Origin of the sequence: Glaciihabitans tibetensis, from assembly GCF_003003265.1 — a bacterium.
In the GTDB taxonomy this organism is placed as follows: domain Bacteria; phylum Actinomycetota; class Actinomycetes; order Actinomycetales; family Microbacteriaceae; genus Glaciihabitans; species Glaciihabitans tibetensis.
This window is the reverse complement of the sequence record NZ_PVTL01000005.1, coordinates 325,662-348,007: the sequence shown is the minus strand read 5'-3', so window position 1 is coordinate 348,007 and position 22,346 is coordinate 325,662. Positions and strand designations below refer to the sequence as shown.

Annotated in this window: 22 protein-coding genes; 12 read left to right on the top strand and 10 right to left on the bottom strand. The window is 66.4% G+C overall.

Annotation, left to right across the window (positions count from 1 at the left end; all coding sequences use genetic code 11):
• Positions 1-42 precede the first annotated feature (42 nt).
• Positions 43-297, top strand: coding sequence for a DUF3073 domain-containing protein (locus B0I08_RS11400; RefSeq protein ID WP_106212893.1), 255 nt, complete (start codon positions 43-45; stop codon positions 295-297).
• Positions 298-373: 76 nt separating this feature from the next.
• Here the strand turns inward: B0I08_RS11400 and purM are convergent, their stop codons facing one another.
• Positions 374-1,468, bottom strand: a complete 1,095-nt coding sequence (purM, locus tag B0I08_RS11395; RefSeq protein ID WP_106212891.1) for a phosphoribosylformylglycinamidine cyclo-ligase — start codon at positions 1,466-1,468, stop codon at positions 374-376.
• A gap of 119 nt (positions 1,469-1,587) precedes the next feature.
• On the opposite strand from purM, the gene purF reads away from it, so the two are divergent.
• Complete coding sequence (gene purF, locus B0I08_RS11390) at positions 1,588-3,045, top strand: amidophosphoribosyltransferase (protein ID WP_106212889.1); 1,458 nt, start codon at positions 1,588-1,590, stop codon at positions 3,043-3,045.
• A 165-nt stretch (positions 3,046-3,210) separates the two neighbouring features.
• Here purF and B0I08_RS11385 read toward each other — a convergent pair whose 3' ends face one another.
• Both B0I08_RS11385 and B0I08_RS11380 read right to left on the bottom strand, forming a co-directional pair.
• Positions 3,211-3,657, bottom strand: a complete 447-nt coding sequence (locus B0I08_RS11385) for a hypothetical protein (RefSeq protein ID WP_106212887.1) — start codon at positions 3,655-3,657, stop codon at positions 3,211-3,213.
• Between the two features lie 631 nt (positions 3,658-4,288).
• Positions 4,289-4,654: a sterol carrier family protein gene (locus tag B0I08_RS11380; RefSeq protein ID WP_106212885.1), complete on the bottom strand. Its 366-nt coding sequence runs from the start codon at positions 4,652-4,654 to the stop codon at positions 4,289-4,291.
• 52 nt (positions 4,655-4,706) lie between these two features.
• Here B0I08_RS11380 and purD point away from each other — a divergent pair, with 52 nt between their 5' ends.
• The 4 genes from purD to B0I08_RS11360 all read left to right on the top strand — a co-directional run bounded on the left by purD (position 4,707) and on the right by B0I08_RS11360 (position 8,720).
• Positions 4,707-5,954 (top strand): phosphoribosylamine--glycine ligase, encoded by a 1,248-nt coding sequence (purD, locus tag B0I08_RS11375; RefSeq protein WP_106212883.1) that lies wholly within the window; start codon positions 4,707-4,709, stop codon positions 5,952-5,954.
• Positions 5,954-6,859, top strand: coding sequence for a phosphoribosylaminoimidazolesuccinocarboxamide synthase (locus B0I08_RS11370; RefSeq protein ID WP_106212881.1), 906 nt, complete (start codon positions 5,954-5,956; stop codon positions 6,857-6,859). The genes purD and B0I08_RS11370 overlap by 1 nt, the downstream gene beginning before the upstream one ends.
• Positions 6,856-7,344 carry a GNAT family N-acetyltransferase gene (locus tag B0I08_RS11365; RefSeq protein WP_425432996.1) on the top strand — a complete coding sequence of 163 codons (489 nt, stop codon included), beginning with the start codon at positions 6,856-6,858 and terminating at the stop codon, positions 7,342-7,344. Before B0I08_RS11370 ends, B0I08_RS11365 begins: the two co-directional genes overlap by 4 nt.
• 506 nt (positions 7,345-7,850) lie before the next feature.
• Positions 7,851-8,720: a VOC family protein gene (locus tag B0I08_RS11360; RefSeq protein ID WP_106212879.1), complete on the top strand. Its 870-nt coding sequence runs from the start codon at positions 7,851-7,853 to the stop codon at positions 8,718-8,720.
• A 162-nt stretch (positions 8,721-8,882) separates the two neighbouring features.
• On the opposite strand, the gene B0I08_RS11355 is transcribed toward B0I08_RS11360, so the two are convergent.
• Positions 8,883-10,151 (bottom strand): uracil-xanthine permease family protein, encoded by a 1,269-nt coding sequence (locus B0I08_RS11355; protein ID WP_106212878.1) that lies wholly within the window; start codon positions 10,149-10,151, stop codon positions 8,883-8,885.
• Positions 10,152-10,336: 185 nt separating this feature from the next.
• Between B0I08_RS11355 and B0I08_RS11350 the strand changes: the two genes are divergently transcribed.
• Together B0I08_RS11350 and B0I08_RS11345 are read left to right on the top strand one after the other, a co-directional pair.
• Positions 10,337-11,092: an SGNH/GDSL hydrolase family protein gene (locus B0I08_RS11350; RefSeq protein WP_106212876.1), complete on the top strand. Its 756-nt coding sequence runs from the start codon at positions 10,337-10,339 to the stop codon at positions 11,090-11,092.
• Positions 11,089-11,754 carry a nucleoside/nucleotide kinase family protein gene (locus tag B0I08_RS11345; protein WP_219905650.1) on the top strand — a complete coding sequence of 222 codons (666 nt, stop codon included), beginning with the start codon at positions 11,089-11,091 and terminating at the stop codon, positions 11,752-11,754. Before B0I08_RS11350 ends, B0I08_RS11345 begins: the two co-directional genes overlap by 4 nt.
• Before the next feature lie 21 nt (positions 11,755-11,775).
• Here B0I08_RS11345 and B0I08_RS11340 read toward each other — a convergent pair whose 3' ends face one another.
• The 5 genes from B0I08_RS11340 to B0I08_RS11320 all read right to left on the bottom strand — a co-directional run bounded on the left by B0I08_RS11340 (position 11,776) and on the right by B0I08_RS11320 (position 18,196).
• Positions 11,776-12,186 carry an ATP-binding protein gene (locus B0I08_RS11340; RefSeq protein ID WP_106212874.1) on the bottom strand — a complete coding sequence of 137 codons (411 nt, stop codon included), beginning with the start codon at positions 12,184-12,186 and terminating at the stop codon, positions 11,776-11,778.
• Positions 12,179-12,511, bottom strand: a complete 333-nt coding sequence (locus B0I08_RS11335; RefSeq protein WP_106212872.1) for an STAS domain-containing protein — start codon at positions 12,509-12,511, stop codon at positions 12,179-12,181. Before B0I08_RS11335 ends, B0I08_RS11340 begins: the two co-directional genes overlap by 8 nt.
• Positions 12,511-14,463, bottom strand: a complete 1,953-nt coding sequence (locus B0I08_RS11330; RefSeq protein WP_106212870.1) for a glycosyltransferase family 2 protein — start codon at positions 14,461-14,463, stop codon at positions 12,511-12,513. The genes B0I08_RS11335 and B0I08_RS11330 overlap by 1 nt, the downstream gene beginning before the upstream one ends.
• Before the next feature lie 56 nt (positions 14,464-14,519).
• The gene (gene opgC, locus B0I08_RS11325; RefSeq protein WP_245884760.1) at positions 14,520-17,015 is read right to left on the bottom strand and encodes an OpgC domain-containing protein; all 2,496 of its coding nucleotides are present in this window, start codon (positions 17,013-17,015) and stop codon (positions 14,520-14,522) included.
• Positions 17,016-17,113: 98 nt separating this feature from the next.
• Positions 17,114-18,196 (bottom strand): PP2C family protein-serine/threonine phosphatase, encoded by a 1,083-nt coding sequence (locus B0I08_RS11320; RefSeq protein WP_106212867.1) that lies wholly within the window; start codon positions 18,194-18,196, stop codon positions 17,114-17,116.
• 188 nt (positions 18,197-18,384) lie between these two features.
• On the opposite strand from B0I08_RS11320, the gene B0I08_RS11315 reads away from it, so the two are divergent.
• Positions 18,385-18,657 carry a phosphoribosylformylglycinamidine synthase subunit PurS gene (locus B0I08_RS11315; protein ID WP_106212865.1) on the top strand — a complete coding sequence of 91 codons (273 nt, stop codon included), beginning with the start codon at positions 18,385-18,387 and terminating at the stop codon, positions 18,655-18,657.
• The gene (gene purQ, locus B0I08_RS11310; protein WP_106212863.1) at positions 18,657-19,352 is read left to right on the top strand and encodes a phosphoribosylformylglycinamidine synthase subunit PurQ; all 696 of its coding nucleotides are present in this window, start codon (positions 18,657-18,659) and stop codon (positions 19,350-19,352) included. The genes B0I08_RS11315 and purQ overlap by 1 nt, the downstream gene beginning before the upstream one ends.
• A gap of 504 nt (positions 19,353-19,856) precedes the next feature.
• Here the strand turns inward: purQ and B0I08_RS11305 are convergent.
• On the bottom strand, positions 19,857-20,300 hold the full coding sequence (locus B0I08_RS11305; protein WP_106212861.1) for a VOC family protein: 444 nt from the start codon (positions 20,298-20,300) through the stop codon (positions 19,857-19,859).
• 37 nt (positions 20,301-20,337) lie between these two features.
• On the opposite strand from B0I08_RS11305, the gene B0I08_RS11300 reads away from it, so the two are divergent.
• The gene (locus tag B0I08_RS11300; RefSeq protein WP_106212859.1) at positions 20,338-20,772 is read left to right on the top strand and encodes a hypothetical protein; all 435 of its coding nucleotides are present in this window, start codon (positions 20,338-20,340) and stop codon (positions 20,770-20,772) included.
• A 159-nt stretch (positions 20,773-20,931) separates the two neighbouring features.
• Complete coding sequence (locus B0I08_RS11295) at positions 20,932-22,239, top strand: LCP family protein (protein ID WP_106212857.1); 1,308 nt, start codon at positions 20,932-20,934, stop codon at positions 22,237-22,239.
• Positions 22,240-22,346 lie beyond the last annotated feature (107 nt).

Sequence of the window (22,346 nt, the reverse complement as noted above, 5' to 3'; positions counted from 1 at the left end):
ACCTGTTCATTAGCTCATATCTTCTACATGAGGGGGTCACGCATGGGGCGCGGCCGTCAAAAGGCGAAGCACACCAAGGTCGCACGCGACCTGAAGTACTTCAGCCCGGACACCAACTACGGAGCTCTCGCAAACGAGCTGCACAGCGGCGGCGCGCCCGTCGCGCCCGTGGCACCGGTTTCTCCCGAACTCGACAAGTGGTCGGAGTACCTGGACGACTCGTACGCCGACAGCAAGTACATCGACAAGGATGACGACGAATACGGCAGCGGCCAGGAGTCGTCCAAGAGCGCTTAGCTCGCTCCGTTCAGGACTGAACGCGCTACGTCGTCCGTAGTGAACTCGCTCTCTCGCGGGCGTCGTGGTGAACGCGCTACTTCGCGTATGCCCCGACCAGGCGCACAGCGCCGCCGTTGATTCCCTTGGCGCCCTGCTCGAATTCGCTCAGGTCGCGGATGTTCATGTCAACGCGACCCGCCACCCAGGACGGGATGCCGTGCGACTCGAGCGCGGCAAGCACGGCGGTCGCCGAGTGCGCGTCGACCACGGCGAACATACCGACGCCCAGGTTCCAGGTGCCCTCGGTTTCGCTGAGCGGGATCCCGCCCCATTCCGCCACAACGTGGAACAGGGGATCCGGCGTCCATGACGCCCGTTCGACTTCAACCCAGGCGCCCAGGGGCAGAACGCGGGCGAGGTTTGCGGCCATTCCGCCTCCCGTGACATGGCTGAGGGCGTGGATGGCGCCGGGAAGTTCGTCGAGCACGGAAACCAGCGGCGAGGTGTACAGGCGGGTGGGCTCGAGCAGAATCTCGCCGACGACTCCGCCGAGGTCATCCGACCGGTCAGAGAAGCTGACAGACGCTTTACGGAGGATGCTGCGCACGAGCGAATAGCCATTGCTGTGGAATCCCGACGAGCGCATCGCGAGAACGACATCACCATGCTGCACGCGCTGCGGGCCGAGCGCGGCATCCGCCTCAACAACACCGACCGCGGCGCCCGCGACGTCGTAATCGTTAGGGCCCAGCAGACCGGGGTGCTCGGCAGTCTCGCCGCCGACCAGCGCGGTGCCCGTTGCTGAACACGCCAACGCGATGCCCTTCACGATGTCGGCAATTCTTTCTGGGACAACTCGTCCGCAGGCGATGTAGTCCGTCATGAAGAGTGGCCGCGCACCGACGACAACGATGTCGTCAACCACCATGCCGACGAGGTCCTGGCCGATGGTGTCGTGCTTGTCGAGCGCCTGCGCGATCGCGACCTTGGTGCCCACGCCGTCGGTCGACGTCGCAAGCAGCGGCTTCTTATAGCTGGTCAGGAACGAAACGTCGAAGAGTCCCGCGAATCCGCCGACCCCGCCGAGCACCTGGGGGCCGTGAGTTGCCGACACCGCTGACTTCATCAGTTCGACGGCGAGATCTCCAGCGGCGGTATCGACCCCGGCGTCACGGTAGCTATTGCTCATGCCCCAAGTGTGCCCGAGATTTGAAGCTGGGTGCACGGCCCACGCGAGCGAAGCCGCGACGAAGGACCGTAGACTTGCCCCGGTTTGTTCTCATCTAGCGTCAGGAACCCCCCGGCAGCATGTGCGGCATTGTGGGCATCGTCTCATCCCTCCCCGTCAACCAGCAGGTCTACGACAGCCTGTCCCTCCTCCAGCACCGAGGACAGGACTCCACCGGCATCGCGACCGCGGAAGGCGACACTTTCCATATCCAGAAGGCCAAGGGTCAGGTGCGCGAGGCTTACCGCACCCGTGACATGCGGTCCCTTCTGGGAACCATGGGGCTTGGACACGTGCGTTACGCCACCAAGGGCACCGCGGGCAACGAGCAAGAGGCCCAACCGTTCTACGTGAACGCGCCGTACGGCATCATCCTCGTGCACAACGGCAACCTCACCAACACCCGTGAACTGACGCAGGAGCTCTTCCACGTTGACCGCCGTCACCTGAACACCACGAGCGACACCGAGCTGCTCGTGAACGTGCTCGCGAACGAACTCCAGGACCAGCTCACGGGCAGCGACTTCGCTCCCGACCAGGCCTTCGACGCGATCGCCAGCCTGCACGAACGGGTCGAGGGCTCCTACGCCGCGATCGCGCTGATCGCCGGCCACGGCCTGCTCGCGTTCCGTGATCCCTTCGGAATCCGCCCGCTGATCCTCGGCCGCCGCTCGCAGGGCCTGGTCGGCGACGAGTGGATTGTCGCCTCCGAATCGCTCGTGCTCGAGGCCGGCGGCTACGACGTCGTGCGCGACATCGCCCCGGGCGAGGCCGTGTTCATCGCGATGGACGGCGAAATGACCTCGCGCCAGTGCGCCAAAAACCCGCGCCTGATCCCGTGCTCGTTCGAGTACGTCTACCTCGCGCGCCCCGACTCGATCATGAACGGCATCTCGGTCTACGACGCTCGCCTGCGCCTGGGCGATCGCCTCGCTGACACCATCGCCACCTATGCCCCGATGGGCGATATCGACGTGGTGATGCCGATCCCCGATTCATCCCGCCCCGCCGCCATGCAGGTCGCTCGCAAACTCGGAATTGAATATCGCGAGGGGTTCTACAAGAACCGCTACGTCGGCCGTACCTTCATCATGCCCGGCCAGGCCGAGCGTAAGAAGTCGGTCAAGCAGAAGCTGAACGCCATGTCGAGCGAGTTCAAGGGCAAGAACATCCTGATCGTCGACGACTCGATCGTGCGCGGAACGACGTCGAAGGAAATCGTGCAGATGGCTCGCGAGGCCGGCGCCAACAAGGTCACCTTCACCTCCGCCGCCCCACCCGTGCGCTACCCGCACGTGTACGGCATCAACATGCCCACCCGGCAGGAGCTCGTTGCGCACAACCGCAAGATCCCCGAAATCGCCACGGAACTCGGCGCCGACCACCTGATTTACCAGGAGGTTGCCGACATGGAAGCCGCGATCATTGAGGGGTCGGATGTCACGTCGCTCGAGATGAGCTGCTTTACGGGTGACTACGTCACGGGTTCGGTCACGCCCGAATACCTCGCCTGGGTGGAGTCCAACCAGGCCAGTTAGAGCGTGTGCCCTTGTTCCCGGCACCGGGCATTTGCTCCCGGCACCGGACACCTGCTCGCGGCGGACCCGGCCGGGCGCCGCGGCACCGAAAACCCGTTCCCGGCACCGGACATTTCCGGGGCCGCAAGTGGGTATCCGGGGCCGGGATGCCTGCGGGCCAAGTGCCTACGGCCGCGGGGGGTCGGCTTCGGGCCGCTGTTCGGACTCGGGCTGGTCGAACTCGGGCTGTTCGGACTCGGGCTGATCGGACTGGTGCTGGCCGAAATCGAGCGAACCGGGCGCGGGCGAACCGGAAGTAGTTGCGGATTCCACCGTCGCGGAAGCGGTAGTCGCGCGCTTGTCCGCGCGACGGTCGAGGATGATCGCGATGACACCGCCGAGGAGGACTCCGGCGGTCACCCCGTAGAGGGCGAGATAGCCGAACAGGGCGAAGAACCCCACCTCGGGGTCGACGGGAAACAGTGCAGTGAGCACGAAAGTCACGATCGCGCCGAGCCCGCCACCGACGATCAGGAACGCGGGGAGCTTCGGCGCCCTACGGATGCGCACCTCGCTCTGCTGCGGCTGCGGCTGCGGCGCGCCCGCGCGATTCGGATCGTTGGTGTCACTCACCCCAATATTCTCGCACCCGCCGCTCGGTACGGTCGCCGAACGGCCACTGCCAAGGCCAAAACATGACACCTCGCGCTCCGGAAGAGAGGCCACGCGATGAGGGGTCGCAATAGGTCGCAACTCGTTCCGAATTTTCGACCAATCGCGACACGTCAGCGTTGGCTCTCGACCAATCGCGACACCTCAGTCCAGGGGCTTCGACGAAACGCGACACCTCAGTCGAGGGGCTTCGACGAAACGCGACACTTCGGGTTCGGGCAGGGACAAATCATGCCACGTCAGATTCCGGCACCGGCACATCGTGGCACTTGAGCGAATGTCACCACCTCCGGCGCTCGGTTAGTGACAAATGGTGACACCCCAGAATTCCAGCGGAGACGAATTGGGGGCCCCCGGCGAAAGTGAGGCACCGCAGCAGACGTGAGGCACCTGGGCGGACGTGAGGCACCGCTACAGACGTAAGTCAGCTGGGCGGACGTGAGGCACCGCAACAAACTTAAGGCGCCCGGGCGAAAAGGGGGCGCCATAGCAGACGTGAGGCACCTGGGTGCAAGTGAGGCAGCTGGGTGCAAGGCGAGCAGCTGAGCGGATGTCGCGTGGCGCGGCTGCGGCAAACGAGGTGTCTCGGACCTCAGTCGGGGTAGCGGGCGATGGGGAGGTGCGCGCTGAGGTCGGCGCGCTGCCCGGACGCGGCGATGCGGCCGTCCGCGATTGCGTCGGACCAGCGGAGGGTGCCCGTGGCCAGGGAGATCCAGGTCGCGGCATCCATCTCAACCACGTTTGGGGGTGTGCCGCGGGTGTGCCGCGGACCCTCGATGGCCTGCACCGCGCCAAACGGGGGAACCCGCACCTCGACCGTGTTGCCCTCGGCCTTTTCGGCGAGCAGCTGGAGCAGGTAGCGCACGGCCGTCGCTGTCGCGTCGCGGTCTGCGGTGCCGGCGAGCGCGAGTCGCACGCTCGCGGTGCCCACAATTGCGGTGATCTTTGCCTTCGCCATCCGTCAACGGTAGCCGGTGGCCGCCGCGGTGGCTCCCCGGTAGCCTAGGCACGTGCGAATCCTTGTCCTCGGCTCCGGTGCCCGTGAGCATGCCCTCATCACGTCCCTCCTCAGCGAGAATGCGGGGCACGAGATCACGGCCGCCCCGGGAAATGCGGGCATCGCGGCCGACGTTCCCGTTGTCGCGCTGGATCCCACCAACGGTGACATCGTCGCGGGGTACGCGCTCGACAACGAGATCGAGCTCGTGATCATCGGCCCGGAGGCCCCGCTCGTCGCGGGAGTCGCCGACAAGCTGCGCACGCGTGGCATCGCGGTGTTCGGGCCGAGCAAGGCGGCGGCCGCGCTCGAAGGCAGCAAGACTTTTGCCAAGCGCATCATGGACGAAGCGGGCGTGCCGACCGGCCGTGCCGCTCGCGTGGGTACCCTCGAAGAAGCCGCCACCGCGATCGACGAGTACGGCGCCCCGTACGTCGTGAAAGCCGACGGTCTCGCCGCGGGCAAGGGTGTGCTCGTGACGCCCGACCGCAGCGCCGCGCTCGCCCACGCCGAGTACTGGTTGCACCACGGCAGTGTGCTCGTTGAAGAGTTCCTCTCCGGCCAGGAGGTGTCGCTGTTTCTGCTCAGCGACGGCCACACCGTGCTTCCCCTCTCTCCCGCGCAGGATTACAAGCGTGCCTATGACCACGACGAGGGCCCCAACACCGGCGGCATGGGTGCGTACTCGCCCCTGCCGTGGCTGCCGGACGGCTTCGTCGACGACGTGATCGATTCCGTCGCCCTGCCCACGATCCGCCAGCTCGCCGCAGAGCAGAAGCCGTTCATCGGGCTGCTGTACTGCGGCTTGATCATCACCCCGCACGGCACGAGGGTGATCGAATTCAACGCGCGGTTCGGCGACCCCGAGACGCAGGTTGTGCTCCCCCGGCTCGTCACCCCGCTGAGCGGCCTGCTCTACGCCGCGGCGACCGGCGGCCTCGGCGTGCTGCCGCGTCCGGAGTTCTCGCCGCGCGTGGCTGTCACCGTGGTACTCGCGAGCGAGGGCTACCCGGAGGATCCCATCACCGGACGCCGCATCGAGGGACTTGAAGCGGCTACGGCCCTTCCCGATGTCACGATCGCGCACGCCGCAACCGCGAAATCTGACGGTCACTTCGTCGCAACTGGGGGACGGGTGCTCAGCGTGGTCGCCCTCGGCGACAGCTTCGCCGACGCCCGCAGCAAGGCCTATGGCGCACTCGACCTGATCTCGCTCGAGGGCGGCCAGTTCCGCACCGACATCGCCGCTCGGGTCGCCTGATGTCGGACGACGGCACCGGCACTGGCACTGGCACTGGCACTGGCACCAGCACCACCCTCGGCAACGGCTGGCAGCACGCTTACTCGGGCAAGGTGCGCGACCTCTACACCTCGTCCGAACACCCCGACCGCGTGCTGATGGTGGCGAGCGACCGGGTCAGCGCCTTCGACCACCTGCTCGAGCCGCCGATCCCTCACAAGGGCGAGCTGCTCACCAGTCTCAGCCTCTGGTGGTTTGACCAGCTGACGGGAGTGTCGAACCACCTGGCACCGGCGGCCGAGACATCCGCCCTCGTCCCCACATCGGTCGCAGACCGCTCGATGCTCGTCAAGACCCTGACCATGTATCCGATCGAGTGCGTGGTGCGCGGCTACCTGTCGGGAAGCGGCTGGATCGAGTACCAGGCCAGCCAGAGCATCTGCGGCGTCGCGCTGCCCGCGGGCCTGAACGACGGCGACCGGCTGCCCGAACCGATCTTCACCCCCGCGTGGAAAGCTCCGCAGGGCGAGCATGACGAAAACATCTCGTTTGAACGCACGGTCGAAATTGTGGGGGCGGATGTCGCGGAGGCGCTGCGCGCAGCATCCCTCTCGATCTTCGCCACTGCCTCAGCCATTGCCGAGTCCCGCGGCGTGATCCTGGCCGACACGAAATTCGAATTCGGGGATGACGCCGGCGTGCTCACCCTCGGTGACGAGGTACTGACCTCCGACAGCAGCCGGTACTGGGATGCCGAGCTTTACGCGACCGGCGACCGCACCGCCAGCTTCGACAAGCAGATCGTGCGCAACTGGCTGAAGACCAACTGGGACATGGAGGGCATCCCGCCCACGCTCCCCCAGGAGATCGTGGCCCAGACCGCGCTGCGCTACCGCGAGCTGATCGAGCGGCTGACCGGAGCGTGAGCGCGACCGCGTTGCGTGCCACCCCACCCGCCGTGGTTGCGCGCCCGTGGGACCACCCGGATTCCACCGCCCTGCGCGCGGCCCAGCGCGTCGAGATCGCGGAACGCTACGGCACACCAGACTCCGAACCCGGCCCGGCGCCGACCGGAGACGACATCGCGGTATTCCTCGTCGCGTACACGGCCGCCGGCGTTGCAGTCGGTTGCGGCGGGCTGCGTCAGTTGGATGCCTCGTCCGCCGAGATCAAGCGGATGTACGTCACCACCGCCCACCGGGGCACGGGGGTGTCGGTCGCGGTCGTCCGGGCGCTCGAGGAAGCCGCACTCGACCGGGGCTGGTTCACCCTGCGTCTGGAAACGGGCGTGATGCAGCCGGATGCCGTGCGGTTCTACACCCGGGAGGGGTACTACCCCATCGCAAAGTTCGGCCACTACGCGGATTCCGCCGACTCGCTCTGCTTCGAGAAGGCGGTCGCGCGGGGCTAGCTTTACCGCGCGCGACCGGTCCGGCTTCCTCGGCCCGCCCAGCTCGGCCCGCCCCAGCTCGGGCTGACCTCGCTCGGGCTGACCTCGCTCGGGCTGCCCGCCGAACGATCAGCCTCGCCGAGCGGACACTTGTCGTCGCTGTCTCTCGTCGAGCGGCCAGTTACCCGCGCGAGCCCTCCTGCTAGCCCACCCACCGGGCGGTAAGCGACCATTTTCTCGCAGAAACGCGACGGGACTGCCCTCTCGATGAGGGGTCGCATCGCCAAGTGTCCGCTCGGTGTCGGGTTGTTCGCGGCACCCCGCGCCCCGCACCAATCTCGTCGGCCGGAAGCTCCGAACAACCACTAGGCGCCACTTCATTGACCCGAACTTTGTGAGTGGCCCCGGCCCCTCGGTGGATGGGCAGACGGGTCCCGGCCGGAGTGACCGGGACCCGTTTCGGAAACCCTTCCGAATAGTTGAAGCTACAACTAAGCTGGAAGCAGGGAACCGGAAAGGGCACCACCATGACGATCGACCAGAATCTTCTCGCCGCAGACACCGCGATGGGGCCGGTGACGCTCCTGGTGGCCGACCTTGACGCGATGATCTCGTACTACCGCGACGCCGTCACCCTCGCCGTGATCGACGAGGGACCCGGGCGCGCGACGATGGGTCGCGGCACCACCCCGCTGGTTATCCTCGAGCACTCGCCGCAGTTACGCCAGGCATCCCCCGGACAGGCCGGCCTGTTTCACACCGCGATTCTTTTCGACTCCGAGCGCGCCCTCGCGGCAGCGCTCTACTCGGTCGCCCGCCACTCCCCGGGAACCTTCACCGGCAGCGCCGACCACCTCGTCAGCAAGGCGTTCTATTTCACCGACCCGGAGGGCAACGGCATCGAGCTGTACTGGGACCGCGACCGCAGCACCTGGAGCTGGACTCACGGCGTGCTCGAGATGGGCACCCTCTACCTCGACCCGAACGCGTTCCTTCAGGAGAACCTCACCGAGGAAGTCATCGACAATCCCGTCTATGGCAGCGCGGTGGTGGGCCACGTGCACCTGTCGGTCGGCGACACCGCCACCGCCCGCGAGTTTTACGTCGACCGCCTCGGCTTCGAGACCACCGTCGAAATGCCCGGCTCGGCCCTCTTTGTCAGCGCTGGCAAGTACCACCACCACATGGCAATGAACGTCTGGAACAGTAAGGGCGCCGGCCGCCGCCAGGCCACGCTCGGCCTCAGCCAGGTCGACATCGTGGTTCCGTCGCCCGACGACCTCGGCGCGCTGCAGGAGCGGATGAAGCACTTCGGCGTCAGCACCCGTGACGACGGCCAGACCGTCACGATCGACGACCCGTGGGCAAACCTGATCCGCGTGACCGCCGCCTCGTAGTCGTCAGGGGTCTGACGTGGCAAGATTCGTCGGTGCCGCTTTCGAGGTGACGAGATTCGTCGTCTCGGGCGCCGTCACTACGACAAATCTCGTCACTTCAACAACCCGTTCCGACAAATCTCGTCACTTCAGAATTTGGTCATCGACAGGTGGACCCGCCCGCTACACGTCGGTGCCGCGGAGCTTTCCGAGCCCGTTCATGAGGTGGTAAACGACCAGGGCCGCGACCGTGCCGAGCACGATGCCGGTGAACGCGACATCCCCCGCTGTCAGGGTGAAATCGGCGATGCCCATGATCAGGGCGATGCCGGCCGTGAGCTGGTTCTTGGGCTTGCTGAAGTCGACCTTGTTCTCGACCCAGATGCGCACGCCGATGATTCCGATCAGGCCGTAGAGCGCGGTGGTCACGCCGCCGAGCACGCCCGCGGGGATCGTGTAGATGATCTCGCCGATCTTCGGCGACAGCCCGAGCAGGATCGCGGTGATGCCGGCGACCCAATAGGCGGCGGTCGAGAAGACGCGGGTGGCACTCATGACGCCGATGTTTTCGCCGTAGGTGGTGGTCGGCGAGCCGCCGCCGATGCCGGAGATGACCGTGGCCAGTCCGTCGGCGAACAGCGCGCGGCCGGTCAGCGGGTCGAGGTTGCGGCCGGTGAGCTGGCCGACACCCTTGATGTGGCCCACGTTCTCGGCGATGAGCGCGAGCACGACCGGCAGGAACATCAGGTAGACGCCGAGGTTGTCAGTGGAGAAGCTGGGCGAAGTGAATTCGGGAAGACCGACCCACGCGGCATCCCCCACGCCAGAGAAATCGACCTGGCCGGCGAGAACCGCGGCGATGTAGCCGACGACAACACCGATCACGATCGAGAGGCGGCCGAGCAGGCCCTTGAACAGCACGGCGGCGAGGATGATCGCGAGAAGCGTGATGCCCGCGATCAGGGGCGACGCGGCGAAGTTGTTCTTCGCGGCCGGCGCGAGGTTGAAGCCGATCAGGGCGACGATTGCGCCGCTGACGACGGGCGGCAGAGCGAGGTCGATCCAGCGGGTTCCTGCGAGGTGCACCACAACGCCGACGATCGCGAGCAGGGCGCCCACCACGATGACGCCACCGAGGGCGACTCCCTGACCGCCGGATGCCACGGCCGCACCGATCGGAGCGAGGAAAGCGAACGACGACCCGAGATAGCTGGGGAGCCGGTTTTTGGTGATGATCAGGAAGAGCAGCGTGCCGATGCCGGAGAAGAGCAGGGTGGTCGCGGGCGGGAAGCCGGTGATCAGCGGCACCAGGAAGGTTGCACCGAACATCGCGACCACGTGCTGGGCGCCGAAGCCGATGGTGCGGGGCCAGCTCAGTCGCTCCTCGGGCTGAACGATTTCCTTGGCGCCTACATTCTTGCCATCGCCGTGCAGTGTCCAGATCTGTGCCATCGGTCTTCCCTTCGCCTGGCCCGAACAGGGCCGCCCAAAGGGTAGTCCCCGCTAATCTGGCTGACGGGTCGCCGCACGGTGATCGCCCGAACCGGCACCGCAAACCGGCACCGCAAGCCGACACCGCGCCACTCACCGCGCACCACTCACCACTCACCACGCACCACTCACCACAAGGAGACGCCATGCCCGTCGATCCCCGATTGAGCCGGCACATCGCTCTTCTGCTGGCACCGGTGCTCGTTGTTCAGGCCCGGGCGCTGCGCCGGGACATCCCACGCCTGCCCGATGCCGACCCGCCCTGGTCTGGCTCGATCGAGGGCGCCGACCCCGCGCGGATCCTCGTTTTGGGCGACTCGACCGCTGCCGGTGTGGGGGCGCAGACTCAGGATGCCGCGTTGCCGGGCAACCTGGCGCGGGCGTTTCAGCGGCACTGGCATCGAGGTTCCACGTGGAACGCTATCGGCGAGAACGGGGCAACGGCACGGGACGTCGTGCTGCGGTACCTCGATGCGGCGAGCGCGGAGGAGTACGACCTCGTGTTCCTGTCGATCGGGGCCAACGACGCGCTGGGGATCCGCTCGCGTGGTGCCTTCGCCCGCGACATCCGTGTCATCCTCCGCCGACTGCGCGCCGCGAGCCCACATGCGCTGATCCTCGTGTCGAGCCTGCCCGCGTTTTTTCGCTTCGAGGCGCTACCGAACCCGCTACGGTGGGTGCTATACCTGCACTCCAGTTCGCTTGAGGCTGCGGCGCGACGCGTGGTGGCCGGCGAACCCGGCGTGGTGATGTCACCGCCGCCCCCGCCCTACACGGAGGGTTTCTTCGCCAGCGACCGCTTCCACCCGAGCGCGAACGGGTACCGCGACTGGGTGGAGTTCGCACTTGCGGACCTGGGGCTGATCGCACCCGAGCAAGCCACCCCGGGGCAGCCGCGGTGACCGTACTTCGGTCTGTCGACGAGGTGGTCGCCGTGATCGCCGCCGCGGTCGTGCCCGGTCAGAGGCTCATCGTCGGCATCGTCGGGCCGCCCGGCGCGGGCAAGTCCACCCTTGCGGAGGACGTGGTCACGCGGCTCGCGGAGGAGGGCGCGAAGACAGACGCGCGCGTCGGCGCGGCGCTGCTCCCGATGGACGGGTTCCACCTGCCCCAGCAGCGGCTCGTAAAACTGGGGAGCCGCGCGCGCATGGGGGCACCCGACACCTTCGACGTCGCCGGTTTCGTGAGCACGCTGACGGCTCTCCGGTCGCCCTCGGCCTTCGGTAATTCAGGAAATGCGGTGTCTGCGCCGGGCTTCGACCGCACGATCGAGGAGGCGGTACCGGGCGCCATCGTCATTGGTCCTGAGTTTCCGATCGTGGTGGTGGAGGGCAACTACCTTCTGCTGGACAGTGACGGGTGGGGCGCTGTTGCTCCCCTGCTCAACATGACGATATTTGTGAGGTTGGAACGTGGCATCCGCCTCGCCCGCCTGATTGACCGCCACGTGCGGTTCGGCAAATCACCCGACGCCGCGCGGGCATGGGCGCTGGGGCCGGACGAGACCAACGCGCGGCTGATCGAGGGGACCAGCCACCGCGCCACCCACGTCGTCGAGCTCTGAGCCGGGACGACGGCGCGGCGCCTACTCGACCCGGTTCCGGCTCATGCTCCAGAGGTTCTTTTCGCCGACGCGTTCGTACTGGAGGTCGTCGACGAGCATCTGGACGAGCGCGATTCCGCGCCCCGATTCCGCGGCCACGGACGGCATCAGGCGTCCGACGACCTGGATCTCGCCGGCATCCGCGGTGTCGCTGAGGTTCGCGACCAGCGTCGTGGCGCTCACCGTCACGCCGATCACGCAGGTGACGCCGTGACCAGTGTCGGCGTGCTCGATCACGTTGGAGACCAGCTCAATCAACGCGGTCTCGAAGGCCATGCGGTCGAGCTCGCCGATATCGGCGTGAGCGACCCACAATCTCTCCAGAAAGCCGTGGACGAGGTCCACGTTGTCGCGCGGGGACCGGAGGACGAGAGTTTGCGCGGGTTCACTCACGATAGGCGTCCCCAGCGGTGCCGTAGGACTTGAGCACCCGATCGAGGTTGGACAGCTGCAGCACCATCGTCACCTGTTTGTTGGGGCCGGCGATGCGGAGGTCGCCGCCGGCCTGGCGCGCGCCCTTCAGGCAGCCGACGAGAGCCCCGAGGCCGGACGAGTCGATGAACTCGATTTCGCTGAGGTCAACGACCACGCGGGTGTGGCCCGCGCCGATCTCCTTTTCCACGACGGCACGCAGCTCGGGGGCCGAGACCATGTTCAGCCTGCCCTCCCCCGCGATCGCCACGATGCCCTCCGGCAGCAGCTCAGTGTGAAATTCCATCAGCTTAGATTCTCCTTCGGTTCGAAACCCTGATAGGTCGCTGCCTTGAGCAGAACGCTCAGCACAACGAGGTCGTAGATGGCCCAGGCGATATTGACGCTCGTGCCGATTGGCTCGGCGTCGTTGAACACCATCCGCAGCACTCCGACGATGATCGCGATCACCAGGAGCCCCATCACGACCAGCTGGGCCTTGATCAGCCCCCACTGCGCCCCGGTCGCCTGCCGGGTTTTCGGAGTGACCGCGAAGCCGAGCGGGGTGCCGAGAACGACGTTCTGGAAGGCCGTGGTGCACGCATTGATCCACACGGGGAACAGGGCAAGGCTGTACTGCTGCCCCCGCCAGGTGGGCACCCCGCGCCCGGCTATCAGGAAAAGCAGCTGGTTGACGACGAAGAACGGGATGAAGCGGACGAAGAAGTCGAAGGTGTTCGTGTCCACCGGCAGGATGCCAAGAATCAGGAACACGATCGGCGCGGCAAAGTAAACGACCGCGGCGTAGCCCGCGAAGTAGCTCCACATCGTGGCGAAGTACATCAACCGCTGCGGCAGCGCCATCTTCCACTGGGTGAGGGGGTTTTCGCGCAGCAGCACCTGCATCGTGCCCTGCGCCCACCGCAGCCGCTGAATCAACATGGTGCCCACGTCTTCTGGGGCGAGCCCGTCGGCGAGCAGCTCATGGTGGTAGACGCTCTTCCAACCGAGCGCGTGCAGGCGCATCGAGGTCGCCATGTCCTCCGTCACCGAGATGGTGGCGAGGGGCATCACCGGCTGGGCCTCGTCCGGGCGATCGATCGCGATGGCGCGCAAGGCCGCCTGCACCGCCTCGAGCGCGTTGAGCGGAGAGAGGTCCCGCGTGGCGAGCACGGCAACGGTCGAGTTCACCTCGGCGAGGTGCTCGGCCATTGAGGTGCCGAGGGCGCTCCCCGCGGCCAGCGCGCGAATCTCCCGCAGGTCCTCCTCCATCGACGCCAGGTCGACCGCAACGATCGACATGGTCGCCTCGTCGACCCTGCGATGCAGTTCGTAGGTCACCTCGGCAAACGGCGCCCGGTCCCGAAGTTGCTCCCGGGCCTCCGCGATGGCAAGGGCGACGGCGTCGAGCGCGGCGAGCACCGCCGGATTTCGGGCGGCGGGATGTCGGCGCGACTTCTGCACGGCCCGGGCAGCATTGCGCAGTGCAGAACCGATCGACTGGTCGAGTTCCCGCACGTACCCGACGATGCCCAGCTGCATGAGGGCGTCGCGTCGCAGCAGCGCGTTGGATCCGCAGAAGAACGCTGCGTTCCAGCCGTCCTTACCCTGCTGGATCGGACCGTAGAACAGCGGCGCCTGGCTGCCGAGCGGGTCGCCGGTGGCGACGTTACTGAACACCTGCGGGGTCTGTACGAGCGCGACCCGGTCGTCGGTGAAGTAGCCGAGGGTGTTGTCGAGGATGGTCGGCCGCGGGATCTGGTCGGCGTCGAGGATGAGCAGGTATTCACCCGTTGTCGCCATGAGGGCGTTGTTGATGTTGCCCGCTTTGGCGTGGCGAGGGCGATCGTCCCATTCTTCGCCGCGGGTGAGATAGCTCAGCCCCGCGGCGGCTGCGGCGTCGCGCATCTCGGCCCGTGCGCCGTCGTCGAGTATCCAGGTGGTGTGCGGGTGGGTGATGCGCTGGGCCGCGAGCGCGGTGGTCATCACCAGGTCGATGGGCTCGTTGTAGGTGGTGATGAACACGTCGACGGTCGCGCCCTCGGGCGGTGGAGGCGGCAGCGGTCGTGTGCGGGCGTGCCACATCGTCATGCCGAACAGGCAGACATCGATCAGGCTGTAGGTCTCTGCTGCCACGAGCGGCACGGCGATCCACCACGCGTCCCAGTTCAGCGAAAAGACCCACCGCCAGGCCACATAGTTCACTCCGAGCAGCAGCGTCAACAACACGACGACCCTCAGCAGGAACATTCTGGTCATAACGCGCATTCCTAACCAAGGTCGAGAGGGGGGCGGGTTACTTGCACGGTGCTTCGTCATCGCGGCACGATCCTGAACAGGAACTTCGTTTTCACCATGACCCACATCACCGCGAGCAACACCAGGTAGGCGATCGAGTTCAGCCACACGCTGCCCTCCCGCAACGCCGGAACGTTCGAGACGATGAGCGCGAAAAAGATGTGCATGATGAAGACGTAGAGCGTGGCCTGCCCGAGCGGAACGAAGAACCAGGCGGTGGCCGCAGCGATGGGTTTCCAGTACGCGCTGAGCAACGCATAGCCGGCGACGACGACGAGCACGACGTTCAGCAGCCTGCCCGGCTCGACATACGTGCGCTCGAAGAACGCGGCGTAGATGCCCCGGTAGGCGTTGTCGGAGATCAGCGACAACCGCACGTCCTGCGGCGACGACAGGTAGGGGTTGCTCCAGGAAAACAGCATCAGGGCCACCGCGACAAGCACGGCCGAGGTCAGCACCACGGCACCCGCGCGGGAGCGGAACCACCGCACCAGCTCTCTCCGGAAGTACCCTCCCACCATCCCGAGGACGAACAGCAGCTGCCAGCTCAGCAGCGGAAAAGAATCCTCAAACTGGGAGGGGAGCAGCCGGAACCGGGTGAGGGCATCCAGAACGTACAGGCTTCCGCTGACCGCGAGCACCGGCATCCACCACCCTCGGGACAACGCCCACAACACGAGCGGAGACAGCAGCAACAGCACCACGTACAAACCCATCACGTTGAACTGCCACGGGCCAAGCCTCAGCGACAGCACATCGACGACGATCTGGGGGTTCACCGGGTAACCGAGAAGCTGTTCTGCGTTGGTGTAGAGGTTGTAGACCCGGCCGGACGCGGAGCTTCCCGCAGCTCCCGAGCCCTGATCCGTGAACGTGGTGACCCGGCCCGCGTCGATGAACGGCAGCCGGCTGGCGGCGAAGACGATGAGCACCACGGTGACGGCGGTGTAGTACAACTTCCAGGCGCGACGCGTCGAGCGAATCACCACCTCCCCGATTCCGCCGGCCACAACCTTGGGCCGGTAGACCATTCCGATTACGGCGCCCGAGAACAAAACGAAGAGTTCCGCGCCGGAGACCACCCCAATCGCCTCCTGGGTGCCGTTCTGGAAGATCGAGGTGAGGCCGATGTGGTTCACCATCACAAAGACGATTGCGATTCCCCGGAGCATGTCGATGCGCAGGTCGCGGTTGCCGGGTCCGCTGTAGGCCCAGCGGAACCGGTTGCGCGAATAGCGAGCCCGCAGCGTGAGAGCGAGGGCCGCGAGTACCACCGCTGCCGCCACGAGCCAAGCCCAGGGACCGGTGATGGTTGTGCCGGTACTGCCCCCTGTAGCGGCGGCGGCCTCGACGACCGGCCCAAGACGCAGCTCGCTGGCGGTCAGATCGCTCACGAAGTCGGGCCGCGTCACCGAGTTGAGGGTCACACTCCAATCAATGAAGGACTCGCCCACCGCCCCCCGGGTTGCGGTCGAATCCTGCCACAGCACAACGTCGATCTGGTCGTATTGGTCATCGCCGACCGCAGCAAAGACCTGTTGCCACCAGGCCCGTTTGATGGCCAGCTCGCTGGGTCCTCCGCCGGCTGGACTGTAGAGCGCGGCGGTCCGGAGCATCATCGGTTTGTTCGCGCCCTCGGCGTAGCGCGCGTAGAACTGCGCGGCGGGATCGGTCCCCGCCGTGCCCGCGATCGGGCCGAGCCGGTCTGCCAATTCTCCGGGCGCCGGGACCGTGTTCACCGCCGTGCCGCCGTCGCTGTCATCGTGGTAGAGCGACAAACCCACCCAGTCCACGGCGGCATCGCCGGGATAGTAGGGGCTATACGGATCGTCGCCGCCGTCGACCGTGCCGTCCAAGTTGGTGTCGAGCTCCTGCCGGGCGCCGGTTGCAGCACTCGCGGCGGCGAATGGGTACCCGCCGCCCCAGGTTGGCGACCACACCATCATCGCCCCGGGAAGCTCCCGGTGGATGGCGTCCGCGAGCGTCGTGAACGCGGCACGGTAGGCGCTGGGCTGCTGCCCCCACGGCTGCCAGGTCGAGTTCATATCGGGGGCGAACGACACGTAGACCGGATCGGCGGGGTCGCCGAGCACCGTCGCGATGTCGGAAGCGACCTCGTCGGCAAAGTTGTCATCGATCGCGGAAAGGTCCACCCCCGGGGCCAGGGAAATGGCGGGAAGTGACCCCTGCTCGGCAGTCTGAGTGGCAAACCCGGAGAGGTAGGAGATGCTGCCGTCGCTCAGCGGCAGGAACGCGTCGTGCGCATAGACCGCGCTCGGGCCACCCAGTCGCTGGGCCTGGTCGGCAGCGCCGTCACTGCTCCAGTCGAGCGTTGACCCGAAGTAGGCGCCGGACTCGGGGCTGAAGACGTCCGCGTCATCACCAGTCGCAGCGCTCGCGAGGTCGAGCGGAAGCAAGGCAAGCAGAGCGGTGAAAAGTATGACAACGCCGACCGTCGCGCGGCCGCGGAGGACGCGAACGGTCGGCCGTTCCCCACGCACTCGTAACGCCACGTGCCCTCCCCCGTCCGGTCACCCGAAATGGGGGCACCAGAGGACTAAATGCTATCCACAATGTGCACAAAGCGACACATGGTGAAGTGGGCTCAGAATCAGGTGCGGCGAAGAGCAACAACGGTGACGTCATCCGGTGCACCCACGGAAGCCAGCGCGAGGAGTTCATCCACGATGTCCTGCGAACACGAGGCCGCCCTGGCCATCTTTTCCACCTCGTCGAGGCCGGCGAGGCTGCCGTCCCACAGGTCGAGCACCCCGTCGCTCATCGAAACGAGGGTGTCACCGGACTCGAGCGTGAGACTGTGCTCGCGCCACGAATCATCCAGTCCGGTTCCGAGCGGAAAGCTCGAGGTCGACAACCGCTTGACGCTGCCGTCCGCGCGCGCGACCAGGGACAGCCCGTGGCCCGCATCCGCGTAGCGCAGCTGGCCGTTCGCGGTCACCAGCCTGCAGTGGAACAGCGTGACAAAGGATCCGGCATGCTCAAGGTCCATCGCCAGCACCTCCGCGGCCGTCCCGAGAACCGCGCCGAGGTCGTTCTCTCGAGCGCCCGCGCGCAACACAGCGCGCACGGTGGCCGCGATGATGGCGGCCCCCACACCCTTACCCATCACGTCGGCGAGTGTGATGACCATTCCATCGTCGACGGCATACCAGTCGAAGAAGTCTCCCCCGACTACACGGGATGACGCGGAACCTCCGGCGAGGTCGTACCCTTCGAGGTCGACCGCTCGCTGCGGGAGCAATCGTCGCTGCACCTCGGCGGCGCGCTCGGCCTCCTCGGCCTCCTCCGTACGCAACCGCCACTGCGCCGCCAACCGGTTGACGGCCGCAACCAACTCCGCGGAGACCACCGGCTTAGTGAAGAACTCGTCGGCTTGGCCCCGCAACGCGCGGATCGCGTACTCGGCCGACACATGGCCGGTCATCACGATGAACGGCAGCGTGGGGAAGGTGTCGCGGATCGCCGCGACCAGCTCGAGTCCGGTCATCCCTGGCATCTCAATGTCGGTGACGACGACGTCGGGCCGGAAGTCCTTGGCCGCTTCGATCGCTGATTGGGCATCGCCCACCGACCTCACCACGCACCCGGCGCGACGCTCCAGAATGGTGCGTGCGTACTGCGCCAGGTCTTCGTCGTCGTCTACGACCAGAACCCGATAGGCCTTCTCCGTCATCGCTGTCCCCTCAAACGGCAGGTCCAAATTCTACCGTGCAAGGTCGGAGAACATACCGCCCGCCCGGCACCCGACGGCGAATCCGTCAGCCCGTCCGTCGGCCCGTCCGTCGGCTCCGCAGCCCCTCCGCGAGCGCGCTCGGCTAGAATGGGGTGTCCTGCCCACAGACAAACTCTCTGGAGTATTTGGTGCCCACAATTGTTGTCGAGGTCATGCCTAAGGCTGAGTTGCTCGACCCCCAGGGCAAGGCTGTCGCCGCCTCGCTCGCACGCCTCGGCAAGACCCAGTTCACCGGTGTGCGCATCGGCAAGCGATTCGAAGTGACCGTAGACGGGCCCGTCGATGACGCCACCCTCGCCGAGATCCGTGAGCTCGCGGTCGATATGTTTTCCAACTCGGTGATCGAAGACGTTGTCGAAATCACCGTCGACGGAGTCAGCGCCGACGAGGACCTCCGCTAATGCGCGTAGGCGTCATCACGTTTCCGGGTTCGCTCGACGACCGCGACGCCCAGCGGGCAGTCCGCCTCGCCGGCGCCACTCCGGTCGCCCTCTGGCACGGCGAGCATGACCTTCAGGGCGTCGACGCGATCGTGTTGCCCGGCGGCTTCAGCTACGGCGACTACCTGCGCGCCGGAGCGATCGCCAGTCACGCGCCGATCATGGCCGAGGTCATCGACGCGGCCAACAAGGGTGTGCCCGTACTGGGCATCTGCAACGGATTCCAGATGCTCGCCGAGGCGCGACTGATCCCCGGAGCCCACACTCGCAACGCCCACCAGCAGTTCATCCGCCGCGACCAGAAACTGCGCGTCGAGAACACCGACACCGCCTGGACGAACGAGTACAGCGCCGGAGCCGAGATCATCATTCCGTTGAAGAACGCGGACGGCCGGTACATCGCGGACGCAGAAACGATCAAGCGGGTCGAGGGCGAGGGCCAGGTCGTGTTCCGCTACGTCGACGTGAACCCGAACGGGTCGATGAACGACATCGCCGGAGTATCCAACGAGCGCGGCAACGTCGTCGGCCTGATGCCGCACCCCGAACACGCAGTCGAGGCTGGCTTCGGACCGGACACCGCCCTGGCGATGAGCTCGGGTACGGATGGGTTGGCGATCTTCACCAGCGCGATTCGGGCCCTCGCCGCCGTCTAAACGCGCTGAGTCCGGACGTTCGTCGCACAGCTGGTTCGTGGCGCACGGCCGGTTCGTAAGACCGAGCTGGTTCTTAGGACCGAGCTGGTTCGTAAGACCGAGCTGGTTCTTAGGACCGAGCTGGTTCGTAGGCCCCTGCTGGTTCTTAGGACCGAGCTGGTTAGTGGGCCTCGGCTGGTTCGTAGGCCCCGGCTGATGGGGGTTGCTGCGTGCGCTAACCGAGCGGGCAGTTGTCGACCTGAAGCTCTGATTCCCGGCGCCCACCGGACAACAATCGATCGATTTCCGAACGAAAAGCGACGGGACGGCCCGCTCGGCGCTGGGTACAGTCGACAGCTGACCGGTCGACAAAGCAGCACCATCGACGACTGACCGCTCGGCAGCGTCGCTGCGTCGCAGCGGCGCTGCGTCGACAACTGTCCGCTCGCCGAAGGGTGGCGCGTCGGCACCTGACCGGTCGCCGACATACCTTGGTAAATCGAGCTCACCGTCGAGAAATACGGCTCACCCGTCGAGCTCCTGGAAGACCGTGACCTGCAGCCCGGCGGGCGCGGTGAGCCGGGAGTTCAGTGACCGCCACGGTGTCTCACGCGGGCTCGCGATGAGGGTCGCGCCCGCGTTGACGAGGTCATCCGTGACTTGCTCCGAGTCATCCACCTCGAAGGCAATTCGAATCTTCGCACTCGGACGCCCGTCGGCCTCCACCCGGTCAATCATGCGCACCTGTGCGGGGTTTGCGATCTCCAGGGTCGCAAGGCCCGCGTTGAGGATCATGACCTTCGCGTCACCCTCCCCTGCGAACGCGGCCTGCTCGCTCAAGCCGAGGGCATCCCGGTAGAAGGCGACCGCGGCGTCATAGTCCTCGGCCTCCACAACGATGCGCAGCTGCCGGACGGCGGAAGGCCGCGCGATGGGCTCTGGCTCTGGCTCTGGCGAAGAAGTTGTCATGCCGCCACCCTAGGAGCGCGCGGTGCGAAACTGAAGCATGAAGATCCGTCGGCTTGCTTGTCCCGCCCTGCTCGCCGCCCTGCTCGGAGCGGTGGTCGCTGCGGCGCTGGTGGGCTGCTCCGAAAGCGCGCTCGAACAGCAACTCGTCGACGCAATCGAGTCGAGCGAGGGCGCTGCGGTCGAGTTCGGGATGGTCGCCGATGCACACTGGGACGGGTTTCTGGTGGTGTGCCCCTACGACCCCAGCGTCAGCGAGCGACTGGGCTTCGACTGGCCGGACGAGCCGGACACGTTCCGCTCCGACGACTACCAGACGATCGTTTTCGTGGATGATGGCGCGGTAGTAACGGCACCCAGCCTCAGTTTTGACAAGCTCCAGCTCTGTTCTTCAGAGATCTGGCAACTCACCGCGCTCGACCAGCCATTCGATTTCACCCAGAACGCGGCAGGAACCTGGGTAATCGAGCAATAGGCACGAGCGAGCCAACGTGGGCCGCGACCCCGAGTGGGCACCGAGCGCCCGCAGCCTGCGGAGCGCCCGCAGCCTGCGGAGCGCCCGCCGCGTCGCCGCTCACCCGAGAAATACTCTACGCTCAGAGCGATTGCACCATCCGAATCAGGAAGGCCACCGATGCCGAGCACCCGCGCCAGCGTACTCGTCCACCACCGCCGCACGCCTTCCGCATCGCACCGCTTCACCCGCGTGCTGCGCGTCTCGTCAATCGCTCTCGCCGTCGTTCTCGCCAGCACCCTGTCGGTCTCCGCCATCTACCTCACGGGCATCGCGTCGCGAGTCGCGGGCAACGCACTCGACATCTCCAACGGCAACCAACCGGTGCAGAAAGAGGAGCCCCCGTTGCTCGGCGCGTTCGAGGGCGGCTTCAACATCCTCGCGGTGGGGGCAGACAACGTCGATGGGCAGAGCGCTCAATTCGGTGAGCGCGATGGGGCGAGCCTGAACGACGTCAACATCCTGCTCCATGTCGCGGCCGACCATCGGAGCGCCGTCATCGTGAGCCTGCCCCGCGACCTCGTGATTCCCGGCCCCGCCTGCACTGACCCCGTCACCGGGGATGAGTTCAGCGCCGTCTCAGCTCAGCAGCTGAACTCCGCCATCGGCCGCGGCGGCCTGGGCTGTGTTGTGGCGACCGTCTCCGAGCTGACCGGCCTCGACATCGCCTACGCCGCGCTGTTCTCCTTCGAGGGCACGGTCGCGATGGCCGATGCGGTCGGCGGGGTGCCCATCTGCCTCACCGACGCCATCAACGACCCCTCCTCGGGCCTCAACCTGCCCGCCGGAGTCAGAGTCGTGCAGGGACAGGAGGCGCTCGCCTACCTGCGGGCGCGCAAAGAAGTGGGTGATGGCAGCGACCTCGCCCGAATTTCGTCCCAGCAGGCCTACATGTCGTCGTTGCTGCGGGTGATCAAGAGCAATGACACGCTGACCAGCCCCACGAAGATGTTCGGGCTCGCCAACGCCACGGCGGAGAACGTGCAGTTGTCGACCACGCTGTCGTCCCCCAACACCATGGTGAGCATGGCGCTGACGCTGAAAGATCTCGACCTCGACCGGATGAGCCTCGTGACCTACCCCTCGAAGGCCAATCCTGCGAACCCGAACAAGCTCGTGCCGGCGGAACCCGCGGCGAGCGAGCTGGTCGAAAAGCTGCAGAACGACGAGCTCTTTATTCTGGCGGATGATGCGCTTCGCCCCGGCGTCACGGAGCTGCTTCCTACGCCCGACCCAGCAGCTGCCACGGACCCGCCGGTCGGCGACCCCTCAGCCACCGCTGCTCCCGCCGACCCGGCCGAGCCCACTGCGGGCGCGACCGACCAGCCGGGTTCCGATCCCGTCAACGCGGGCGAACCTGAGGTTCTCGACGGCGTACTGGGTCAGACCGCGAGCCAGCAGGTCTGTTCAGCGCCGAAGGATGACTAAAGCAAGACGGCCAAAGCAAGACGACCAAAAGAAATACGCGTCTCGCGTCATGATTCGGGTTCGGGCAGACAGTAACAGGTGAGGGGCCCTTTTCTGGGCGAGCCCGG

Bases quoted from the DNA above. Each gene is read 5' to 3' on its own strand.
- B0I08_RS11380 (WP_106212885.1), bottom strand. From the start codon at position 4,654: ATGGCGAAGGCAAAGATCACCGCAATTGTGGGCACCGCGAGCGTGCGA.
- B0I08_RS11360 (WP_106212879.1), top strand. From the start codon at position 7,851: ATGACGATCGACCAGAATCTTCTCGCCGCAGACACCGCGATGGGGCCG.
- B0I08_RS11300 (WP_106212859.1), top strand. From the start codon at position 20,338: ATGAAGATCCGTCGGCTTGCTTGTCCCGCCCTGCTCGCCGCCCTGCTC.
- B0I08_RS11320 (WP_106212867.1), bottom strand. From the start codon at position 18,196: ATGACGGAGAAGGCCTATCGGGTTCTGGTCGTAGACGACGACGAAGAC.
- B0I08_RS11370 (WP_106212881.1), top strand. From the start codon at position 5,954: ATGTCGGACGACGGCACCGGCACTGGCACTGGCACTGGCACTGGCACC.
- B0I08_RS11350 (WP_106212876.1), top strand. From the start codon at position 10,337: ATGCCCGTCGATCCCCGATTGAGCCGGCACATCGCTCTTCTGCTGGCA.
- B0I08_RS11335 (WP_106212872.1), bottom strand. From the start codon at position 12,511: ATGGAATTTCACACTGAGCTGCTGCCGGAGGGCATCGTGGCGATCGCG.
- purF (WP_106212889.1), top strand. From the start codon at position 1,588: ATGTGCGGCATTGTGGGCATCGTCTCATCCCTCCCCGTCAACCAGCAG.
- purM (WP_106212891.1), bottom strand. From the start codon at position 1,468: ATGAGCAATAGCTACCGTGACGCCGGGGTCGATACCGCCGCTGGAGAT.
- B0I08_RS11355 (WP_106212878.1), bottom strand. From the start codon at position 10,151: ATGGCACAGATCTGGACACTGCACGGCGATGGCAAGAATGTAGGCGCC.
- B0I08_RS11295 (WP_106212857.1), top strand. From the start codon at position 20,932: ATGCCGAGCACCCGCGCCAGCGTACTCGTCCACCACCGCCGCACGCCT.
- B0I08_RS11400 (WP_106212893.1), top strand. From the start codon at position 43: ATGGGGCGCGGCCGTCAAAAGGCGAAGCACACCAAGGTCGCACGCGAC.
- purQ (WP_106212863.1), top strand. From the start codon at position 18,657: ATGCGCGTAGGCGTCATCACGTTTCCGGGTTCGCTCGACGACCGCGAC.
- B0I08_RS11330 (WP_106212870.1), bottom strand. From the start codon at position 14,463: ATGACCAGAATGTTCCTGCTGAGGGTCGTCGTGTTGTTGACGCTGCTG.
- B0I08_RS11305 (WP_106212861.1), bottom strand. From the start codon at position 20,300: ATGACAACTTCTTCGCCAGAGCCAGAGCCAGAGCCCATCGCGCGGCCT.